Raw genomic sequence first — 22,192 nt, 5'->3', positions numbered from 1 at the left:
GTGAAAAAGCCGAAATGATAGATAGATAAATTGGATTGGGGGCAGGTAAGATGGGTAATATTCAGGAAAACGCTCAACAGGAATGGATGATTTATACGGGTTCCTACGCAGAAGAAAATAGTGCTGGAATTCATTTGTTTAAATTAAATCTAAAAGAAAAAAAGCTGGAATTAATCGAGAAATATACGGGGATAGAAAACCCCTCGTATTTGGTTATAAATAAAGCTCAAACACATTTATATGCGGTAAGTGAAGTGGGATATGGAATGGTTGTTTCCTACGGGATCAATAGGCAGACAGATCAGTTAAGGGAACTGAATCGAAAAGCGACTAATGGAATGGCACCTTGTTATGTGAGCCTGAATGAAAATAACGACTGTTTATACATCAGCAATTATGGGGGCACGGTAACACAGATTGTTATCCAGGAGGATGGATCACTTGGTGAACATACAACAACAAATGAACATATCGGTTCAGGGGTTTGGGCAGATAGACAGGATGCTGCACATGCTCATTCTATCGTGCCAGTACCAGATTCTTCCGTTGTAGTGGCAGCTGATTTAGGTACAGATAAAATATATATATATGATGCAAATGATTTTACCAATATTGGGGAAATGTCTACTATTCCAGGTTCAGGTCCAAGGCATTTTGCTTTTCACCCAAATATGCCCATTATGTATGTGATCCAGGAATTAAGTAATACAATCGCTGTATTTGAACTAAATGAAGATCATGTTCCAACGTCTCTTTTGGGGGTTATCACCACTTTGCCGGATGATTACAAAGAGGAAAATACAGCGGCTGATTTGCATATTACTCCTGATGGTCAATTTTTATATGCCTCAAATCGAGGACATGACAGTATTGTCACGTATAAAGTTTCTGAGTCAGGTATGCCGGAAATTATGGCTTTTACACCTACCGAGGGAAAGGGACCGAGGAATTTTACATTAATAGACGAAGAAAATGTCATTATTGTAGCAAATGAGCAGACTGATTCATTAGTATTATTTGAAATCAATAAGGATGGAATTCCAACGTATACAGGAACTAGCGTACCATTACCGAAACCTGTTTGTGTTCAGGCAATAGCAAGAAAAAAAGAATAGTATATAAAAAGCTGGTTTGGATTTTTCCAAACCAGCTGTTATTTAATTAGATTGTTCTTTTGTGGATTGTATATAGGCTGTATAGATTCCTAAAACAATGATTGCCATTCCGCCATTTAACATGGCATACTGTATGTCCCATTGTCCTGTATACAAATTTTTAATAGACAATACGCTGATTAGTACAAGCATCAATGTAATTAAAATATTGTATGCCTTCATTCGTGAAACAACACCCCTTGAGTTAAAATTAACCTTTTATGAGTTTATTTTACTACGGATTTATGATTATTTTAAGTAAAATTTTGTCTATTATGTGATATTTTCCGTGTGAGATCGATGAAATCATTAATCTAGTGTGTCAATTAGGTTTTCTATATTTTCTTTTTGTAAAGGTCCAATGGTTCGCTTACGGATAAGACCTTTAGAATCAATGAAATAACTGGTGGGGATGGTCATAATTCCATATAATTTCGCGGTATTACCCGATTTATCCAGTAATATTGGATAGTTTATCTTATACATATCTTGGAAAGCGTGTACGGATTGTTCGTTTTTCTCTGCGTAGGTCATATTAATACTTAATACGATCATATTCTCTTTTTTATGTTCGGTATAGAAATCCTTTAGGTCTGGTATTTCTGATTTACAGGGTGGACACCAGCTTGCCCAAAAATTCAGTAGTATCTTTTGACCGCGATAATCTGAGAGACGTACTAAATGTCCATCTACTGTCTTTAACTCAAGATCTGGAGCGAATTGGCCCTCTTTGATGCCAGTTTGTTTCGTTACCGTTATGGATTCCTTAGGTACCGGCTCTTTGAGATTCGTAAAATAAATAGATAAACCAATTAATAGTAGGAGTGGAGGAAGGAAAGCTAGTTGTTTTCTTTTCAATATGAATGCCACATCCTTCGAGTTTATAAGTTCGTATTGGTTAGTAGAAAGTATTTGCCAGTCTTGAAAAAAATAATCACAGATATCAAAAACGTGTTAAATTGTTTATAAAAATATGAATAAAGGTAAGAATCTAGTATGAGCTTTTAGGGAAATGAGGGAAGATAGATATGTTTTATATAGGTGTGGACATTGGCACCACAAGCACAAAGGCTGTTTTATTTTCGGAAGATTCAACCGTTATGGGTACCCATCATAAAGAGTATCCGTTAAACAGTCCTACTCCACTTATAGCAGAGCAAAATCCGGATGAGATTTTTCATGCGGTTCTGGAGACCATTAAAGGAGTAATGAACCAAAGTGAAATAAAGGCGGATCAACTGTCATTGGTTTCATTTAGTTCGGCTATGCATAGCGTGATTGCTGTTGATCATAATGGAATCCCGTTAACTGAATGTATAACATGGGCTGACAGCCGTTCGAAAAAATGGTCGGACCATATAAAAAATGAACTAAATGGACAAGAGATTTATCGAAGGACGGGAACTCCGATTCATCCGATGTCCCCTTTGACCAAAATAACTTGGCTGACAAACGAGTATCCTGAATTAAAAGAACGGACGCATAAATTCATTTCAATTAAGGAATATGTCTTTTTTAAGCTATTTAAACAATATTTGATAGATTATTCGGTTGCTTCAGCAACAGGCATGTTTCATCTTGAAAATCTGAAATGGGACTCGGAAGCTTTATCGATTGCAGGTATTACAGATGACTATTTATCTAAGCCTGTCCCAACTACCTATTATCTATCAGGTATGGATACTGGTTATGCCGCAGAAATGGGATTATTGCCCGATACCCCGTTCGTGATTGGTGCCAGTGATGGTGTCTTATCCAATCTTGGCGTAAATGCAATGGATCCTGGCATCGTAGCAGTCACAATCGGGACCAGTGGAGCCATTCGTACGGTGACGGATAAACCAATTACGGATGAAAAGGGCAGGGTTTTTTGCTATGCATTGACGGATAAGCATTGGGTGGTTGGGGGACCAGTCAATAATGGGGGCATGACATTCAGATGGCTAAGAGACGAACTGGCTTCTGCTGAAGTGGAAACAGCTAAACGACTGGGAATAAACTCGTATGATGTACTTACTAAGATTGCATCGAAAGTGGCACCAGGAGCAGACGGATTATTATTCCATCCATACTTAGCAGGAGAAAGAGCACCTTTATGGAATCCTGATGCCAGGGGGTCGTTCTTTGGCTTGGGACTTCATCATAAAAAGGAACATATGATAAGAGCGGTCCTTGAAGGAGTCATTTTTAATCTTTATACAGTATTGTTGGCTTTACAGGAATTGATAGGAGTACCTACTAAAATCAGAGCAACGGGAGGATTTGCACGTTCAGCGCTCTGGAGACAAATGCTGGCCGATATTTTTAATCAGGAAGTCGACGTACCTAAAAGTTTTGAAAGTTCATGTTTAGGTGCTGTTGTACTTGGCCGGTATGCGCTTGGTGAAATCGACGATCTATCTATAGTGTCTGATTATGTAGGAACTACACATGTTCACAGACCGATCCAAGCAAATGTAGAAAGATATGAAGAGTTACTTTCTATCTATATCAATATATATCGCAAATTGGAAGAAGAATATAAAAGCATTGCAGATTATCAGAATAAATGGATTGAGAAAAATTAATTCATACTAAAATACTTGTGTCGATTTTTGTTGACAAAAATCAGAATTTCCCTGTATCCTTTAAATAGGACTAAATTTAATATAAATCCTCATCAGAACAAGATGAGGTAGAGGTCGCGGATTTTATTAGTAAACGAAACGAGAGCCGGAAAGCTTGTTGACTTTGGTTGAAAGGAAAATCTGCCGAAGCGCTCTTTTTTTTCCGAAAAGAGCAGCTGGGACTGTATCCGAACAGGTGCAGGACTGTCATGGGAATATTAGTATACCTATATGGGTATGCATACCATGGAGAACTATCCGTTTATTGTCTGGTGTGGCTATATATAAATGTTGCACACCTTTACGATAAGGTGTGTTTTTTATTTTGTTTACAAACACTTACATGACACGAAAAATGGATAATTCAAAGAGAGAGTATAGGATAGCTTTGGAAGGGGAATTATCGTGGAAAACAAGAAGGAACTAGGTTTATGGGTTTTAACGGCATTTGTGGTCGGCAATATGGTGGGATCCGGTATCTTTATGTTGCCAAGAACATTAGCAGAAGTAGCTAGTCCTGCCGGAGTCATCATGGCATGGGGATTAACAGGTTTAGGTGTACTGACGATTGCCTTAGTATTTGGAAATCTGGCTATTCGTAAACCACATTTAACAGGTGGTCCGCAAATCTATGCGAAGGAATTATTTAAGGAAAATTCATTAGCTTCAAGATTATCAGGCTTTATGTCCACATGGGGGTATTGGATTGGAAATTTTGCTGGTAATATCGCGATTATTACTACGTTTGCTGGCTATTTATCCACCTTTTTCCCAAGCCTAACAAGTACAGCTGAACTGTTTACTATAGGGAATTTTACTCTGAAAGTGGGTAATGCTCTAACATTCCTGGTATGTACCCTCATGCTTTGGGGCGTTCACTTCTTTATCATGCAGGGCATGGAGAATGCAGGTAAGCTAAACTTTGTTGCGACTGCTGCCAAAGTGGTGGGCTTTGGATTATTTATTATCATTGGGCTATTCGCTTTCGAGCAATCGAATATTTTACCGTTTGCAGAGACCCGTATGATAGATGGGGAAAGTAGAGGATTGCTCAGTCAGGTGAATTTTGCGGCTGTTTCTACCTTATGGGCGTTTGTCGGTGTAGAATCTGCAGTTGTATTCGCATCAAGGGCTAAGAAAAAAGCGGATGTAAAGAGAGCGACTATATTAGGTCTATTGATTGCGTTGGCCATTTACATGGGAATCAGTACGCTTGTTATGGGATTATTAACACAGGATGCGCTTCTTCAGTCAGAAAAACCTTTAATCGATGCAATCGAAACGGTATTAGGGCCGATCGGCGGGAAAGCTTTAGCGGTGATTGGATTAATCAGTTTATTTGGTTCCACAATCGGTTGGATTTTATTAAGTGCTGAAATACCATACCAGGCAGCCAAACAAGGATTATTTATACCAAAATTCATGCAGATTAATAAGCATAATATTCCTGTTTTTTCTATGCTGGTTTCAAATGGTTTGGGTCAGTTATTCATCTTTTCAACCATTTCAAATTCAATTGCCCATGCGTTTGACTTCATTATTTATATAGCGACGCTTTCCTATTTAGTGCCTTATTTAATCTCGTCCACCTTCCAAATGAAATTAGTTTGGACTGGTGAAACGTATCAACCTAGTGAAATGCGTTCCCGAATCATAGATGGGGCAATAGCCGTATTGGCAACCGCCTACTCCATTTGGGTTATCATTAAAGGAACCGCTGATTTAAAAACATTTATATTCGGGGTTATCCTTTTAGCAAGTGGAATCCTATTCTATCGATTCCTTCCTAAAAATCAGGAGGAAGTTAAAAAACATGAAGAATATTACTTGAAAAAAGCATTTTAAAAGTATACTGAGCAAGTCCAATTTCTTTTTCATTAAGAATTGAATTGGATTTGCTTTTTTTGTACGATTCTTCTGGAATAAGTCTGTCAACCGGATACGTTCTCTATTGAATAAAGGAAATAAAGAAATTCTGTCCTGTGGGAAATGGAAAAATTGACATACCCATATGGGTATATTACGATTGAAATAATAATAGTGATGGGGGCGTTAAAGATGAAAATTTTAATTGTAGGCGGTGTTGCAGGTGGAGCATCAGCAGCAGCAAGACTTCGTCGTCTCAGTGAAAAAGATGAAATCATCATGTTTGAAAAAGGTGAATATATATCATTTGCCAATTGTGGCCTTCCCTACTATATAGGGGATGTAATCCAAAATCGTAATAAATTGCTGGTTCAAACCGTTGAGGGAATGGGCCAACGTTATCATTTAGACATCCGTAATTGGACCGAAATTATTAAGATAGATCGTGAGAAGAAGACTGTCACAGCCAGAAAAGCAATGACAGGAGAAGAATATGAAGAATCCTATGATGTGTTGATTCTATCACCGGGATCTAAACCTGTTTGGCCAGCTATTCCGGGCATTGAGGAAGCAAAATCTATTTATACATTGCGGAATGTACCTGATACGGACCGTATTAAAGAAAAAGTCGATCAAGAAAAACCTGAGAAGGCAGTCGTCATTGGAGGCGGGTTTATTGGACTTGAAATGGCTGAAAATTTACGGGAGCGCGGCATTGATGTAACGGTCATTGAAATGGGCAATCAGGTGATGGCACCGATTGACCTGGAAATGGCTCAGATTGTCCATACCCATTTGAAAGATAGGGGAGTTCGTCTAGTCCTAGAAGATGGCGTTTCAGCTATTGAGAAGAATGGCCGTGTCATCCGATTGAAAAGTGGCAGGGAAGTAGAGACGGATATGATTCTTTTAGCGATTGGCGTTCAACCGGAAAGCACCATTGCCAAAGAAGCCGGTCTTGAACTGGGAATCCGTGATGCAATAAAAGTCAATGAGCATTTGCAAACCTCCGATCCTTCTATTTATGCGGTTGGTGATGTAATTGAAGTTAAAGATTACATTAACGGTACGGATACCTATGTACCGCTAGCTTGGCCAGCGAATCGTCAAGGTCGTTTAGTAGCTGATCATATTCATGGGAAAGAAAGTATATATAGTGGGACTCTAGGTACTTCCATTGCAAAAGTGTTTGATTTAACAGTCGCTTCGACTGGAAACAATGAAAAGACTTTGAAACGCTTAGGTATTCCTTATGAAGTTGTCCATGTAGCACCAAGCAGCCATGCAGGTTATTATCCAGGTGCTTCCCAACTGCACTTAAAACTTATTTTTGATAAGGAAACAGGGAAAATATATGGAGCACAGGCTGTTGGGAAAGACGGTGTGGATAAACGTATTGATGTCATCGCCACAGCTATAAAAGGTGGATTAACAGCGTTGGATCTTCCTGATATCGAGATTGCGTATGCTCCACCATATTCCTCGGCAAAAGATCCGGTAAATATGGCTGGATATGCAGCTACAAATATTATAGAAGGAATGGCCAGCACCGTACAATGGCATGAAATTGATGACATTGTGGAAAACGGCGGCTACTTAATTGATGTTCGTTCGCCACAGGAGGTTGCTAAAGGAGCAATTGCCGGTTCGATTAATATACCTGTAGATGAACTAAGAGAACGCTTATCAGAGATTCCGACTGATAAAGATTTGTATCTTACCTGCCAAGTAGGAATGAGAGGCTATTTAGCTACCAGAATACTTGAAGGAAATGGTATTAAAGTTCAGAATCTTGATGGTGGATATAATTTATATTCCAAGGCATTTCCTGAGAAAAATTAATACAAAGTAAGAGTTTGAGGCTTCTTCATGCTAGTGATATGCAGCGTGAAGGAGCCTTTTTATTTTGGCAGCGAGACAGCTTTGGCTAAAAAGGGAGGGAGAGTCATTTAAGAGATCGGCTGGAATATGGCTTAGATTGGCCGGATTAGATGAGATATTGGCTGAATAAAAGCTAAGTTTGGCTGGATTCGCAAAAGAATCGGCCGGATTATGTCTGAATTTGGCTGGATTCAAGCTATATCAACATTCAAATCTGTAACATTAAGGGTGGGCTCAACTGAATCAGGGAGGAATGATTTAAATACACCCTGAAAATGGATAAGGAAACCTTATGTTCAGTATTAAATCATAAATCACATAAAAATAACCCAGCTGGACAACAATCCAGCTGGGTCGTTTGCTTTTCCTTTATTAACTTGCTAATTCGACTTCCTTTGGTTCTTTTACTTTTGACATAGCAATCATGCTGATTAAGAGTAATGAAAATCCGGTAATGAGCGGGATCACATAAGATGGGATATAGTCGAGCAAAACGCCGAACAGGATCATCCCGAGTGGAGAGATAGCAGATGCAATGGTTTCGACCAATCCAAATATCCGTCCAAGATAATGACTCGGGGTTGTGCGCTGGATTAATACATGAATCGGGATATTTACGATCATGACGATAGAACCAATCACCCCAAGGACGATGATATAGTAACTGACATTGACAATCTGTGAAGTCAAATGGAGCATAGGTGGCAAGCCAATCATCATGACTAGTACAGCCAACCCAATTAAGCCAAGGCGGATTTTCTTTAATTTATTTTTCATTTCCGGGCGTTGTGAAATAATTAATGAAGTGATAAGGGCACCAACGGAAACCATCGAAGCAGCAATTCCATATGATTGTGAAGAAAATTCCAGTGAAGTGTTCAGGATGTAGGGGATGGCAACATTTATACCCGCAAAGAAGAAGTTAATCCAAAGAGATACTTTTAGCAGGGAGAATAGAAATACATTTTCTTTTAAATACGAGAAACCTTCAGTCAAACTTTGCATGAATGGCGTCTTTTCTTGTTTCTCCGCCTTCTCCGTATAAAGGTTAAAAATAATGAATAATTCAATGACACCAGCCAGTGAAAAAGTGATTCCAGTTAATAGTATGATTTCTTCAATTGCTAAGAAGCCATATAAAATACCAGCTATAATTGGCCCCAAAATTCCGGCAAGGGAGGATGCTGATTGATTTAAAGATCCTGCCTTTTGTATAGATTTATTCCCAGCCATTGAGGGAATCGTAGAAGATGCAGTCACAGAAAAGAAAGTAGAAAAAATCCCGAGCAGAACCTCTGATGTATATAGTAATGCAAGAGGAAATCCAAAAAATTGAGAGTAGCCAATCATGAAAAACATGAGTAATCCACTTAATATTTCAGATGAGATGATGATCATTTTTCGATTATAGCGATCTGCCAGTGTACCGGCGATTGGTCCGAAGATAATCCGGGGGACAGAGGCAAATACAAGAGCAAGCGCAAAGCTCGTACCTGAACCGGTGATTTTCAAAATATATAATCCAATGGCAAACGAATAGATACTTGAACCAAACAACGAGATGAATTTTCCTGTGACAAATAATAAAATATTCCTTGCGCTTAAACGATCTTGCTCTGCTTCCGTATAACCTGCATTCATGGGCTTTTCTCCTTTAATTTCAAAGTTTAATATTATTAAACTTATTATATAAATACAAATTTTGGTAAGTCAACAGAAAGTTTAAAATAATTAAACTTTTATTTGTGGATTGGAATACATTACCGTATACTTTCCATAGGGAGGGAGTATCATGCTTGGCGATAAAATACGAACTTTACGGAAATCAATGGGACTGACTCAATCTGAATTGGCTGGAGATCGATTGACAAAAGGGATGTTAAGCCAAATTGAAAATGGTAAAGCTACCCCTTCGATGAGCGTACTTGCTTATATAGCTGAACAACTTGGTTGTGAACCGGGTGATCTTCTAACTGAAAAAGAAAATTATTTACCGTTACTCAAAGAAATCAAAGATGAGCGTAATCAAAAAAAATATTCCGCTATTTACGATAAATTATCTAAGATAGTTTCAGACAATATGCCCCAGGGCGTCATTGAAGCTAAATTATACAGTCTGTATGCGGAAGCGGGCTTTCAATTAGATAAACCTAATATGAATACATATATTGAACTGGCAGCTGCCTATTTTCAGAAGAACTCTTTATTCTTAGACAGTGCTGAAACATTATGGCTCTATCATCAATATTGCTTATGGTTTGGAAAATGGAATGAATCTTTATCCTGCCTGGATGAAATCAGAAAGAACTACACTGGTAATGGTCTTGAAGAAAATATTGTTTTTCAATTAAAGCTTTTGCTGGATGAAGGGATCGACTTATTGGCTTTGGAAGAATATGAAAAAGCCCATTTGAAAATGCAGGAAGCTATTCAACTATCAAATGAAACGAATGTCTATTATCGAATGGATGATATATACAGGATTGCTTCCAATTATCCTCTTGTGATGAAGGATGATCAGGAGTTTCTTAGATTAATAAGAAAGTCTGAGCAATATGCGATTTTTTCGGAAAACAGGATAGCACTGATGATGTTCCCAATTTTATATGCGGTTTATCATAATGAATTAACAAAGGACTATTCAACCGCTTTAACCTATCTAGAAGAATATGCAGGGATGCCAGATAAAATAGAAGAACTCTTTTATCTGGAACATGGAAAAGCCCTATTTGGCCTAGGTAAAGTAGATCAAGCTTTGGAAAGTTTACGTAAATGCCAATTATCTAATATGTTAATTCATCCTATTGATGTAGGGATGGTGCACTCTGCTGGAATATATATAGCTCTTTGTTTGAATCAACAGGGAGATAAGGATGAAGCTTTGGAACAAATTAATAAAACATGTAATTTATTAAAGAGTATGCCGAAATCTGTCTATTATAAATTAGCCGTTGAGGTTAAAGGTGAATTGCTTTAAGAAAAAGGATTTATATGTATGGAACAACCGTAGCAAATCATTTCTTCTTATTGTAATTTATATCCAGTTATTTTTGAAGAAATAATTTCTACGGTACAATCTTCTTCTGTAAATACTAATATCATGGAATATTTGATTTTTTAATAAAAATACCTCTTGTGTCAGATATACCTTTTTACTGGAATTCAGAATTATTATTCGAGTAAAATAATTATATAAATAAAATCCATATTATCATCCATCAACTTTACGGGGGTGAATACATGGTGATTGATAAAAGGGTGATCTTATGAGGAAGGGTTTACGTGTTTTTGTATTACACATAATGTTATGGATGACTTATAATCCGAGTATTTTGGCAGACTCTGCTACTCTTCAACAGCAAATCGACCAAACACCCGCTGGGGGAACGTTAATGGTTAAAAGTGGTACCTATGAAGAGCCAATTACCATTACGAAACCAATTACGATTAAAGGTACAAAAGATACGGTTTTAACTTTTACGGGTGATCAATCCTTTATAACGATTACAGGTCAAAAGGTTGAGATGGAAAATGTTGAAATTAACGCCGCCAACATGCCGAAAGATGAGGCTGCAATGGTTCTTTCGGGGGATGACCATAATCTTAACGGATTAACGATAAAATCTGCTGGAGTTGGTATTAAACTGGATAAAGCCAATCATGTAATTGTGGAAGATAGTTCATTTACGGGGACTTCTGAAGGTCATGCTATTCATTTATGGGAATCTAGTCACAATGTGTTCAGTAGGAATTCAATTCGAAGTGTTCAAGATGGATTTTATGTAGAATACAGTCATCATAATATATTTGAACAAAATGACATTCGTGATGCCCATTATGGGGTGCATTTAATGTATTCCAATTCTTGTTTACTCGAAGAAAATGAATCTGTTGATAATTTTACTGGGGCTATGATTATGGGAGCGGAAAAAGCGATTGTACGAAAGAATATATTCTCCCAAAACAATGAGAATGTAAATTCCCAAGGACTACTACTGTATGACTCAAGGAATGTAGAGGTTGCAGACAATGAGATCCATAATAATCGCATAGGGATATTTATTGAAAAATCAAGTTCCAATTCTGTCAAAGAAAACAAACTGCAATCGAACTTTGTCGGTGTTCAGTTTAAAGAGTCAGAAGATAATCGAGTCAATCACAATAATTTTCTTGGAAATGTAAATGACGCTCAAGCCATCAATAGTGAGGGGAATCAAGTGGATGGGAACTACTGGGATGCTTCCTCAAGGATAGATTCTGATAGTGATGGAATAAGCGAGCTAATTTACCGGGCCGATCCCTATTTTTTGGCTTTAACAGAGGAAGTTCCTGAATACCAACTCTTTTTTCAGGCTCCAGGGATGACGATTTTGCAAAAAATGCTGAAAAGCACGGATGAAGGGTTATTAACGGATTCGGCTCCTTTAATGGAACCCATCCAATCTAATAAACAAACTAATCATGCTGGTCTAGCCGTTTGGCTTGTCAGCGGATTATTATTTATTTGCAGTTTAATTCTATTCATAAAAGGGAGGAAAAAAGGATGAAAAAATCAATATGGAAAACAGCTTTAGTTGGTATAGGGGCGATCATGCTAATGTCTGCATGCAGTAAAGATGAAGCTGAACCTGTAGCGATTGATCCAAAAAATGATACTTGTGCGAATTGTAATATGTCTGTAGCGGATAATCAACATGCAACAGAAATAATCCTGACTAGTGGAAAAACAATGGTGTTTGATGATATTGGCTGCATGTATAACTGGACAGATGAAAATGAAGATCAGGAAATTAATAAGACCTTTGTACGAGACTATCATTCTAAAGAATGGATAGATATGGAAGAATCTTATTTCGTCTATGGCGATGATATCAAAACTCCAATGTCTTACCATGTCGTTTCTTTTGAAGATCAATCAAGTGCTGAAGAGTTTGCCACTGAGTCAGGAGGAAAATTATTATCCTACGAAGACTTGCAAAAACATGATTGGAAACAGCATAAAGAGATGGAACATGAAGATACAGATAGTCATGAACATAGTGAAATGTAAAGTAAAACAGGCAGCCAGCATGGTTGCCTTTTATGTAGATATGGGAGGGAAGGAACATGTGGAACATATGGAGCTCTGAATGGAGAATGACTGCACGCGGTCGTTCCTATTATTCCATTGCTATTCTCTGGATTGTTGTCATTTCTCTATTGTTGGCTCTAGAGCGCACAAATGGAGCAATCTCTGGATATACAAATATTACGGGGACCGTTGTTAATATTATGTTATATATATTGCCACTATTTATGTTGATTTTTGGATCTTTTTCAGTGGCCAACGAAATGGAAAATGGACAGTGGAGACTATTATGTACGTATCCATTAGACCTTGTATCTTATTTTTTTGGGAAACTTGGCGGACAATTTACCGCTCAGGCAGTGTGTTTTTCGCTGGCGTACTGGCTAAGCATGATCATTGGTTTAGTAACCGGTATTGATATTTCCTTAACGTGGATGCTTGTTCTTTATTTATTCAGCATCCTGTTAATCTTATTTTTCCTGACTCTGGGTCTTTTCATAGGGTCACTTGTGAGCACGAGATGGCAGGCACTAACTATATCCGTTGCCCTTTGGTTTTTCCTTATCATGATTTGGCCGACTGCCTTAATCGCAATTTTAGGAGCATTACCTTATACGATGATTGGTCCCATCATGAAGATCGCGATGATGGTTAATCCGGCAGAGTTTCTGCGCTTTTTCCTGGTAATCAGGTTGGATGGCGGTTCAATTTTTGGTCAAGTTTATGATGGACTGGTCCCGTTATTTAACGAAGGCATCGTATGGGGAGTGTTGTTTCTGTATGCATTTGTGTATATAGCCGCTCTAGGCTTCCTTTCTATTTGGTTCTTGAAAAGGAGAAGAGCACAATGAAAAAGTTGAATGTGATTGATATCTCAAAACAGTATAAATTGAAAACAGCGCTGCACCCTTTTTCTTTATCTGTACAGGAAGGCCAATGTATTGCATTATGTGGAGGGAATGGAGCAGGAAAAAGTACGATCTTGAATATATTGGCCAGTATTTCTACACCATCTTCAGGAGAAGTTATCCTTAATGAGATTCATATGGTTAAGCAAAATAAAGAGTATGTATCACAGATTGGATATATGCCTGATGAGTTCTATGCTCAGGGAGAAATGAATGTAGAAGAGTTCATGTCTTTTTATGCTGCTATTCGCGAGGTATCTGAGGATCGAGTGAGAGATGTGATCGAAAATTTAGGGTTATACGAGAAACGAAAAGAACTTGTCAAAAATTTATCAAAAGGAATGCGGCAAAGGTTATTATTGGGACAGTCTATTTTGGATGAACCAAAACTGCTAATCATGGACGAACCAACCAATGGGCTTGATCCCTTTTGGATTAACGAATTTATCGCTATCATCAAAACGCTTAAAGAGGCAGGCACAATTACGGTATTTTCCACCCATATGATGGACGTTGCGGCAGAGATTGCCGACCAGGTTTTATTTATAGAAAATGGACAGCTTGCTAAAACGTTGGAAAACGATTTTTCTAATATAGATGGGTTTACAAAAGAATTATTGACGTTATACAGACAAAGGGTTTAATTGTGTGGAATTTACGCTGAAGATCGGATCATTTACTCTACTAAAGGTTGGATGGTGTCTAAAGATTACAGGAAGCTAACCTACCTTTTTTCTTTAAGGCACAATGAATGATATAAAATGAAAACAATATAAAAGGCATGAGGCTGTGTATATTGCATCCAGCTCATGCCTATTTTATAAGATAGTTGAATGAGGATTTCTGGCTAAATCTCTTTTGTTTCCTCTACTTCAGTTTCTGGGACTTCAAGCATTTTTAATACAAAGATGAAAATAGGAATCCCAAGAACCAGCCCCCATATGCCTAAGAAATGTTCTCCGAATACCAGTACCAGGAATGTAAAGAAGGTAGGTAAATGAGTCTTGGCAGACATAAATTTCGGATTTAAAACATAGCTTTCCAATCCATGAATCGCTGCTATTAAGACCACAACATATAATACATGCATACCTCCGCCTATATTATAGGCAATCGTACATAAGGGAATCAAAGAAATAATGACCCCGGCTACAGGAATGAGCCCCAATAAAAAGATCATGATGGCAAGTCCCAGTAGCTGTGGAAAACCTAAGAAATAGAGAATAATAGTTGATAAACCGGCATTTACAAAAGCAATTAAAAATTGAACTTCGATGACTTTACCAAATGAGTTCACAAAGGTAGTACCGAGATACTCCAATTCAGTGAAAATCAAGCCCAATTTACTACTTTTAAAGGAACGGGTAAATCGTTTGATTTTATCTTTTTCCAAGAGGAAAAATAAACTCAACAACAGGGCCAAAAATAGCTGAAGGCTCAATTTACCAATATCCGCTACATAACTGTATATGGCCCCCACATTTGCCTCAATCTCAGAAGGTGATATAAATTGTTGCATAGCGCTGATCACAATATCAATGGCTGTATTATCCGGCGGGTGCTTATAAAAATCAATAATTACTTTTACAAGTTCGGTAATTTGCATTGTAATGATAGGTATGTATTTATAGACGATCATAACCAAAGCGGAAATCATAATTGTGTATAGCAGGATGATGATGATTTGAGGTTTGACCCGAATTGGACTGAATTTGGTAATGGTAGAGGATATGATTCTTTCCAGACCGCCCATTAAGAAAATAAAAATAAAGGTGAACAGAATTAAGTTCATCATATCTCTAAGTGCATAGAAGACACCTATCAAAAATAAGATGGTGAGAAAACGAATGAACCCTCTGCTTTTTATAAATTGGTTGAGTGAGAACATAAACCTGTTGTTTCTCCTTTCGGTAGCATGCTTGATACGTTCATTATATCTGTTAGATATAACGTTTATAAGAGTATTTGGGAAAAAATTTAAAAAAATTAGTCAATATTAAGAAGTATCCCTCTACATATACATCTAAACTTAAGAAATGGTACGTTTCATTCTTACGCTAAATGGATAAATAAGTAGAAATGAAACATGGGAGATGTGAAACGTATGACTTTGTCAGAAAAATTAAAGAAAAAAGTCGCAATCGTCACTGGTGGTGGTTCTGGAATAGGAGCATCCGCAGCTAAGAAATTTGCTGAAAATAATATTCGTGTATGTATTATGGATATAAATGTCGAAAATGCAGAAAAAGTAAAAGAAGAAATTACGAATGTTGGAGGAGAAGCCTGTGTTTATCAGGTAGATATTCGTGATGAAGCCCAAATTCGTGAAGGTATCTCTCAAGTTATGAATAAGTGGGAAAGGCTTGATATTCTGTTCAGTAATGCTGGAATAAATGGGACATGGTCTTCGATTGAGGAATTTGATGTTGCGGATTGGGATGAAGTAATAGAAACAAATCTCAGAAGCACATTCCTGTTTGTTAAATACTGTATTCCGCATATGAAAACAGATGGAGGAAGTATTATTATCACTAGCTCCATTAATGGAAACAGAAGGTATTCGGGCTTTGGAATGGCAGCCTATAGTACATCAAAAGCAGGTCAAATTGGGTTTATGAAAATGGCAGCACTTGAGTTGGCGAGATATAAGATACGTGTTAACGCAATTTGTCCAGGTGCAATTGAAACGAATATCGATAACAGCACGACTAAATCTGAAAGTTTAAAAGAAATCGAAATACCAATCGAATATCCAGAAGGAATGCAGCCGTTGGCAGATGGACCTGGATCAGCGGAACAGGTAGCCAACTTGGTATACTTCCTTGCTTCAGATGAATCAAGCCATATATCCGGCACTGAAATATACGTAGACGGTACAGAATCGTTATTGTAAAGAGACAGGAGTAACCCTTATTTTATGTAACAGTGAAGATGGTTAAAAGAGGTAGTAATGAATTAATTTAAATAGTAGGGCAGCCAAGTCATGGCTGTCCTTTTTATTGTGAGCAAAAATAATTCCCTCTTATTTAAGGATGAACAAAGCTAATTTAAACTCCGTAATGAATCATATATTTCTTTTCTTCCGTGGCTTTCATAATTTTTGAAGCCAGTCTACTTAGTTCATTGGAACTTTTGAAATCACGAGAGGATACAACAGCATCATAAAATAAGACTAAAGATTCAGGTGGAATAATGGTTATTCCATAGTAAGCTAATCCCAATTCAGGGCGATTGAAGGAATGAAAATATGTTTTCATGGTTGATAGATCTTTACTTAGACGATTGATTATATCGTCATTTACAGAAATGCAATTGTAGGTGTGCGGGGTGTAATCATTGTATTTTTTTTGGTCATCAAAATAATCTAGAATTCCAAATTGGTGTACGCAAGCCATAATCGTGTTCCTTTCACTAAATCAAATAGCATAATTGGCATAAGAATGATGCGATTTCTACTATTTGCTGAGGCTATCTTTATTTTTATTATCATATAAGGTTTAAATAGTTGTATTTCAAACATCTTCCTCCTCATACTATTTGATAAAAATACTCTTTTCAAGAAAATTTAACCATATTTACAAAAGAAAAAATAGAAACAGGTATATTGTTATGATTTCTTAGTGAGAATAGTGCCAGAGGCATTATCCATGGTTACACTCAAACACAATCTATTTGATTTTCTTCATACTTTACTATCGAATGAAATTCATTTAATTAGATGGAAGGAGATAGATATGAATCCAGTAAAACCCTTTGAGCCGATTTCTGCTGAAGTGATACCCAGGGGTGATGAATGGATATTCCAAGTTAAGTGGGATGGCGTACGAATGTTGGTCTATAAAGTGGATGATAAAGTAGAACTGGTTAATCGTAATTTGAATAATAGAACAAAACAGTATCCTGAGCTGACGGATTTGGATACCTATTGTTCTGCATCCTCAGTGATTCTGGATGGAGAAATCATTGCTCTACATAACGGAAAACCTTCATTTCATGAAGTTATGAAGCGAGACAGAATGAACCGTTCCCCTATTATTTTGGATGCAATTAAGGAAAGGCCTATTCTATACATGATATTTGATATTTTGTACTTGAACGGTAAATGGGTCATCGAAGAGGAGCTTGAAGAACGTCAAAGACTGTTGTCATCAATTATTATGCCTACAGATTATGTCCAAATTGTTGAAAATTTTCGGGATGGAGAAGGATTGTATAAAGCTGTCATGGAACAAAATCTGGAAGGGATTGTCGCTAAAGATTTGCATAAACCATATAGTTTGAACGGGAAAGATGGACGGTGGCAAAAGGTTAAGTTTTATAAAGACCTCATCGCTGTTGTAGGTGGTTATTTGTTAAAGGGGAGCGAATTGCAATCATTGGCATTAGGGCTGTACGACTCTTCAGGAAAACTTCATTATATCGGCCGTGCAGGGAAAGGATGCTATACACAAGAGGGATGGAAGGTAATTCAACAATTTATGGAGAAAGCTTCTCAATCCCAAAATCCTTTCAATACAAAAATAGACCAACCTAAGAAGTATCAATGGGTTCAACCCATTTATACAGTCAAAGTATCGTATTTGGAATGGACCGAATCCATGACACTAAGGCAGCCTTTATTGGAGTCATTTGTTGAACATGATCCAGAGAAATGCTTAATGGAGCTTGAATTATGAGGTATAAAGGACTTTGCTTTTTAACTGAATATGATAGTGCGAAAAAAGTTTGTACGGTGGCTGTCCTTTATAAGGGTGAAATTCTGGAAGTGGGGAAAGTGAAAGAAGGATTCACGGAGGAAGAACGGCAGGCAATCCTAGCCATTTTGCAACAAACTGGGACAAAACATCAAACAGGAATCTATCAAGTACCGCCAGGGATTTGTGTACAAATTGGTTATAAGGCCATCGCACAATTTAAATTGGTATCACCTGTTTATGTAAGTCTGGCAGTGAGCGAGAAGTGGACAACCTGTACATGGACTAAATTGGTGTTATCCCAATTTGAGAATATAAACATGACAAATCCAGGAAAACTGATCTGGACAGAACAATCAGTAACAAAAGAGGTATATATGGACTATCTTCTTTCCATATCTGACTTCATGCTCCCCTTTTTAAAGGATAGGTTCTTAACGGTTAAGAGGTATCCTGAAGGCGTGAGCTCAGAAGGATTTTATCAAAAATCAACTCCAGATTATGCACCGGGGTTTGTGGAAACAGCCATAAATCATGAAATTAACTATACCGTGTGTAATAATATTGAGACTCTTTTGTGGCTCGGAAACCAGGCAGCAATTGAATTTCATATTCCATTCAATGAAATGGAGAAACAAAATCCTGCAGAAATTGTTTTTGATCTTGATCCGCCTCAATTAGGTGATTTACAGTTAGCTATAAAAGCTGCACTGGAAATGAAGAAAATTCTCGATCAATTTCAATTAACTGCTTATGTGAAATTGTCAGGACGAAAAGGAATTCAAATCCATATTCCATTGATCGAAGGGACCATCAGCTATCCGGAAACACGTTTATTCACTGAATTCATCGCCAACTTTCTGGTTAATCAATTTCCTGATGATTTTACAACGGAACGATTGAAAAAAAATAGAGGAAACCGGCTTTATATCGACTATATCCAGCATGATAAAGACAAGACGATTATATGTCCGTATTCACCTAGGGAGACACAATGCCCCTGTATTGCAGCGCCATTGTTTTGGGAAGAAATAAAGACAGGATTGAAAACAGATCAATATTCTATGAATATCGTTAAGGATCGCGTTTTTAAAGGACTGAATCCGTTTGAGAATTACTTTACAATGGATCAATCGAAGCAACTCAAAAAAATTATAGACTTTATAAAAGAAGAACAAAACTAAAAATCTAGAATTGGCAGAGATTGTTGTAAAAATCATGATATTAATGATTTTGGTTATGATATTCAAAAAGGAAGGTGTATTTATGCATACAATTTGGAAGGGAACCATTAGTTTTGGACTCGTTAGTATCCCGATAAAGCTCCATGCTGCAACAGAAAATAAAGATATACCACTGCGAACATTACATAATAAATGTCATGCACCTATAAAATATTCAAAAGTATGCTCGGTTTGCGGGGAAGAGGTGGAGCAAGAAGACATTGTCAAAGCTTATGAGTACGTAAAAGGGAAATTTGTTGTTCTGGATGAAGAAGAGCTGGAAAAGCTGAAGAAAGAGCAAGAGGATAAGGCAGTTGAAATCATAGATTTTGTTAAAATAGAAGAAATCGATCCTATTTACTTTGAAAAGAGCTATTATATGTCACCAAACGAGGGTGGCACTAAGGCGTATTCCTTGCTTAGGAAAGCGCTGGAAACCTCAGGCAAGGTTGGTCTTGCAAAAATCACAATTCGCGCTAAGGAGTCACTTGCTGTCGTGCGGATCTTAGAAAATACTTTATTAATGGAAACTATTCACTTTCCGGATGAAGTAAGAAAGGCAGCAGATGTACCGAATATTCCGGCTGTTGAAGAAGTTGTACAGAAGGAATTGGATACAGCTATTTTATTAATTGATCAGTTGACAACCACATTTGATCCTTCCAAATATCATGATGAGTATAGAACAGCTTTATTGGAACTAATTGAAAAGAAAAAGCAATCAGAAACTGTCACACCTGCTGCAGGCAAAAAAGCAGCTTCCAATGTAGTTGATTTGATGGCTGCATTGCAAGCTTCCATTGATCAAACAAAACCTGCAGCTAAACCAGCGAAAAAAAGAGCACCTCGAAGAAAGAAAGAAACTTCCTGAAATCTATATAACTAAAAAAGGTTAGAGTCCATTTATAAGAAGCCGTTTCTGTTAAGAAATAGGCTTTTTTTGTTTATTTAAGTAGTCAGAAAATATAAACTTTTTGTCGAATAAAAGAAAGATGTGAAAAGATGGGATTTTAATACTAGGTTAAAATAACTACTTTTATTGATGTGGAGAGAGAAAAATGGAGAAAAACATGCCGAAAGAAATAGAAAAAGTCCGTTTATTAAATATATTACAAATGCGAAAATTGACGAAATATAAATGTAATGTTTAAAAGGTAGAAAAATTACACTAGATTGATATAATAAGACGGTACCAAAGATTGGCTTGATTGGTAATAAATTTTTAAAAAACAATTAAGAGTCACTTATATAGATAGTAGTCACTTAGTAGAGAAGGCAAGATACATAAACTAACATGTGGAGACATTGAAAGGGGATCATTGCTTGAAGAAGTCAATAATTGCATTTAATATTGCTCTAGCGGTTGGTGCTGGCTCATTATTATCCGGAGGTTATGCTACTGCTGCTTCCTTATCTGAATTAGAGCAAAGAGAGAATCAAATTAAAAGTGAAAAAGCGGAAGTAAATAAAGATATTCATGAAACAAATGAATCGATTGATCATGTAGTAGGCGAACAATCTAATGTAACCAAACAACTAGAAAAGCTAGAGTCAGAGATTACTGAAACAAATTCAAAGATAAATTCAATTAATACAAATATTGGTAATACTAAAAAAGATATCGATCAATTAAGAAAAGATATCATCGAACTTGAAAAGAAGATAGAAGCAAGAACAGAATTATTAAAAGAACGTGCCAGATCCTATCAAGTGACAGGCGGCAATATGAACTATCTGGAAGTTGTAGTAGGCTCAAGCAGCTTTGGTGACTTTGTTGAACGGGTAAATGCAGTTAGTACAATCATGGAAGCTGATAATGATTTAATTGCTGAACAAGAAAGAGATAAAAAAGAATTAGAGAAGAAAAAGAAAGACGTAGAAGATAAGCTTAAAAGTTTGGAAGATATGAAAAAAGAATTAACAGATTTGAAGGCAAAACAAGAGGATCAGAAAAAAGAAAAAAATGAGTTAATGAAGAAATTAAAAGAAGAACAGGAACACTTGGAAGGCCATAAATTAAGTATGGAAGAAGAATCTTCTATCTTAGCAGGTCAAGAAACAGCATTGTTAAAAGCGATTGAACAGGAAAAAGAACGTCAGGCTGAAATCGCTAGAGAAAAAGCAGCAGCGGCAGCAGCAGAGAAAAAACGCCAAGCAGTCCTTGCTGAACAAAGAGCAGAAGAAGCCCGAAAAGCTCGAGAAGAGAGCAAACAATCCTCTTCACCAAGTGCACCTGCTAAAAGTTCCGCAGTAAAAGAAGCAAGTACGCCAAAAGCAAGTGCACCAAAATCAAGTGCACCAAAACCAAGTGCACCTGCTCCAAGTAGCTCATCCGGTGCATTCATGAAACCATCAGCAGGCTATTATACTTCTGGATATGGCCCAAGATGGGGGAAATCACATGGCGGAGTTGATATTGCAACATCAGGTACTGTTCCAATCGTTGCTTCTGCAAGCGGTGTGGTCTCTAGATCTTACAAATCTTCCAGTTATGGAAATGTAGTATTTATTACACATTATATTGATGGAGTACAATATACAACTGTCTATGCTCATATGAGAGATAACAGTGTGAAGGTTAGTGCAGGACAAACTGTGAGCAAAGGTCAACAAATTGGATTAATGGGAAGTACTGGACGTTCAACAGGCCAGCATTTACATTTTGAAATCCATAAGGGACCTTGGAATGCAAGCAAATCAAATGTTGTTAATCCTTCTGATTATCTATAAATATAAGTACAGAGGCCTTTCTAGGTCTCTGTTTTTTTATGGAATGACTGAAATTATGTTTT

19 protein-coding genes and 1 riboswitch are annotated in these 22,192 nt (G+C 37.1%); of the genes, 14 read left to right on the top strand and 5 right to left on the bottom strand.

What is annotated here, in order from left to right; all coding sequences use genetic code 11:
* The first annotated feature begins 50 nt into the window (after positions 1-50).
* A complete protein-coding gene (locus AC58NB_RS09940) occupies positions 51-1,115 on the top strand; it encodes a lactonase family protein (protein ID WP_497426669.1) in 1,065 nt (354 codons plus the stop codon).
* 42 nt (positions 1,116-1,157) lie between these two features.
* Here the strand turns inward: AC58NB_RS09940 and AC58NB_RS09935 are convergent, their stop codons facing one another.
* Both AC58NB_RS09935 and AC58NB_RS09930 read right to left on the bottom strand, forming a co-directional pair.
* A complete protein-coding gene (locus AC58NB_RS09935; RefSeq protein WP_497426668.1) occupies positions 1,158-1,337 on the bottom strand; it encodes a hypothetical protein in 180 nt (59 codons plus the stop codon).
* Positions 1,338-1,463: 126 nt separating this feature from the next.
* Complete coding sequence (locus AC58NB_RS09930; protein WP_497426667.1) at positions 1,464-2,012, bottom strand: peroxiredoxin family protein; 549 nt, start codon at positions 2,010-2,012, stop codon at positions 1,464-1,466.
* Positions 2,013-2,182: 170 nt separating this feature from the next.
* On the opposite strand from AC58NB_RS09930, the gene gntK reads away from it, so the two are divergent.
* From gntK to cdr, 3 genes are all read left to right on the top strand, one after another.
* Complete coding sequence (gntK, locus tag AC58NB_RS09925; protein ID WP_497426666.1) at positions 2,183-3,721, top strand: gluconokinase; 1,539 nt, start codon at positions 2,183-2,185, stop codon at positions 3,719-3,721.
* 100 nt (positions 3,722-3,821) lie between these two features.
* Positions 3,822-4,025: riboswitch (Lysine riboswitch) on the top strand.
* 140 nt (positions 4,026-4,165) lie between these two features.
* Positions 4,166-5,605, top strand: coding sequence for an amino acid permease (locus AC58NB_RS09920; protein ID WP_497426665.1), 1,440 nt, complete (start codon positions 4,166-4,168; stop codon positions 5,603-5,605).
* Positions 5,606-5,818: 213 nt separating this feature from the next.
* Positions 5,819-7,468: a CoA-disulfide reductase gene (gene cdr / locus AC58NB_RS09915; protein WP_497426664.1), complete on the top strand. Its 1,650-nt coding sequence runs from the start codon at positions 5,819-5,821 to the stop codon at positions 7,466-7,468.
* Positions 7,469-7,879: 411 nt separating this feature from the next.
* Here the strand turns inward: cdr and AC58NB_RS09910 are convergent, their stop codons facing one another.
* Positions 7,880-9,148 carry an MFS transporter gene (locus AC58NB_RS09910; RefSeq protein WP_497426663.1) on the bottom strand — a complete coding sequence of 423 codons (1,269 nt, stop codon included), beginning with the start codon at positions 9,146-9,148 and terminating at the stop codon, positions 7,880-7,882.
* Positions 9,149-9,299: 151 nt separating this feature from the next.
* Here AC58NB_RS09910 and AC58NB_RS09905 point away from each other — a divergent pair, with 151 nt between their 5' ends.
* The 5 genes from AC58NB_RS09905 to AC58NB_RS09885 all read left to right on the top strand — a co-directional run bounded on the left by AC58NB_RS09905 (position 9,300) and on the right by AC58NB_RS09885 (position 14,127).
* Complete coding sequence (locus tag AC58NB_RS09905) at positions 9,300-10,484, top strand: helix-turn-helix domain-containing protein (protein WP_497426662.1); 1,185 nt, start codon at positions 9,300-9,302, stop codon at positions 10,482-10,484.
* 334 nt (positions 10,485-10,818) lie between these two features.
* Positions 10,819-12,054, top strand: a complete 1,236-nt coding sequence (locus AC58NB_RS09900) for a right-handed parallel beta-helix repeat-containing protein (protein ID WP_497426661.1) — start codon at positions 10,819-10,821, stop codon at positions 12,052-12,054.
* Positions 12,051-12,557 carry a nitrous oxide reductase accessory protein NosL gene (locus AC58NB_RS09895; RefSeq protein ID WP_497426660.1) on the top strand — a complete coding sequence of 169 codons (507 nt, stop codon included), beginning with the start codon at positions 12,051-12,053 and terminating at the stop codon, positions 12,555-12,557. Before AC58NB_RS09900 ends, AC58NB_RS09895 begins: the two co-directional genes overlap by 4 nt.
* A 56-nt stretch (positions 12,558-12,613) precedes the next feature.
* Positions 12,614-13,426: an ABC transporter permease gene (locus AC58NB_RS09890; protein ID WP_497426659.1), complete on the top strand. Its 813-nt coding sequence runs from the start codon at positions 12,614-12,616 to the stop codon at positions 13,424-13,426.
* A complete protein-coding gene (locus AC58NB_RS09885) occupies positions 13,423-14,127 on the top strand; it encodes an ABC transporter ATP-binding protein (RefSeq protein WP_497426658.1) in 705 nt (234 codons plus the stop codon). Before AC58NB_RS09890 ends, AC58NB_RS09885 begins: the two co-directional genes overlap by 4 nt.
* A 203-nt stretch (positions 14,128-14,330) precedes the next feature.
* On the opposite strand, the gene AC58NB_RS09880 is transcribed toward AC58NB_RS09885, so the two are convergent.
* Positions 14,331-15,371 carry an AI-2E family transporter gene (locus tag AC58NB_RS09880; protein WP_497426657.1) on the bottom strand — a complete coding sequence of 347 codons (1,041 nt, stop codon included), beginning with the start codon at positions 15,369-15,371 and terminating at the stop codon, positions 14,331-14,333.
* A 216-nt stretch (positions 15,372-15,587) separates the two neighbouring features.
* On the opposite strand from AC58NB_RS09880, the gene AC58NB_RS09875 reads away from it, so the two are divergent.
* Positions 15,588-16,376, top strand: coding sequence for an SDR family oxidoreductase (locus AC58NB_RS09875; protein ID WP_497426656.1), 789 nt, complete (start codon positions 15,588-15,590; stop codon positions 16,374-16,376).
* A gap of 154 nt (positions 16,377-16,530) precedes the next feature.
* Here the strand turns inward: AC58NB_RS09875 and AC58NB_RS09870 are convergent, their stop codons facing one another.
* On the bottom strand, positions 16,531-16,878 hold the full coding sequence (locus AC58NB_RS09870; RefSeq protein WP_497426655.1) for a short-chain dehydrogenase: 348 nt from the start codon (positions 16,876-16,878) through the stop codon (positions 16,531-16,533).
* 339 nt (positions 16,879-17,217) lie between these two features.
* Between AC58NB_RS09870 and AC58NB_RS09865 the strand changes: the two genes are divergently transcribed.
* The 4 genes from AC58NB_RS09865 to AC58NB_RS09850 all read left to right on the top strand — a co-directional run bounded on the left by AC58NB_RS09865 (position 17,218) and on the right by AC58NB_RS09850 (position 22,130).
* Positions 17,218-18,159, top strand: a complete 942-nt coding sequence (locus AC58NB_RS09865) for an ATP-dependent DNA ligase (protein WP_497426654.1) — start codon at positions 17,218-17,220, stop codon at positions 18,157-18,159.
* Positions 18,156-19,361: a non-homologous end-joining DNA ligase gene (gene ligD / locus AC58NB_RS09860; RefSeq protein WP_497426653.1), complete on the top strand. Its 1,206-nt coding sequence runs from the start codon at positions 18,156-18,158 to the stop codon at positions 19,359-19,361. Before AC58NB_RS09865 ends, ligD begins: the two co-directional genes overlap by 4 nt.
* An 82-nt stretch (positions 19,362-19,443) precedes the next feature.
* Positions 19,444-20,271 (top strand): non-homologous end joining protein Ku, encoded by an 828-nt coding sequence (gene ku, locus AC58NB_RS09855; RefSeq protein ID WP_497426652.1) that lies wholly within the window; start codon positions 19,444-19,446, stop codon positions 20,269-20,271.
* Between the two features lie 452 nt (positions 20,272-20,723).
* Entirely contained in the window at positions 20,724-22,130 is a 1,407-nt protein-coding gene (locus AC58NB_RS09850) for a murein hydrolase activator EnvC family protein (RefSeq protein ID WP_497426651.1), read from the top strand.
* Positions 22,131-22,192: the final 62 nt, after the last annotated feature.

This window comes from Pradoshia sp. TA40_28 (assembly GCF_059694525.1).
Note: the sequence above shows the minus strand (reverse complement) of the source record. Positions and strands in the feature narration are given on the sequence as shown.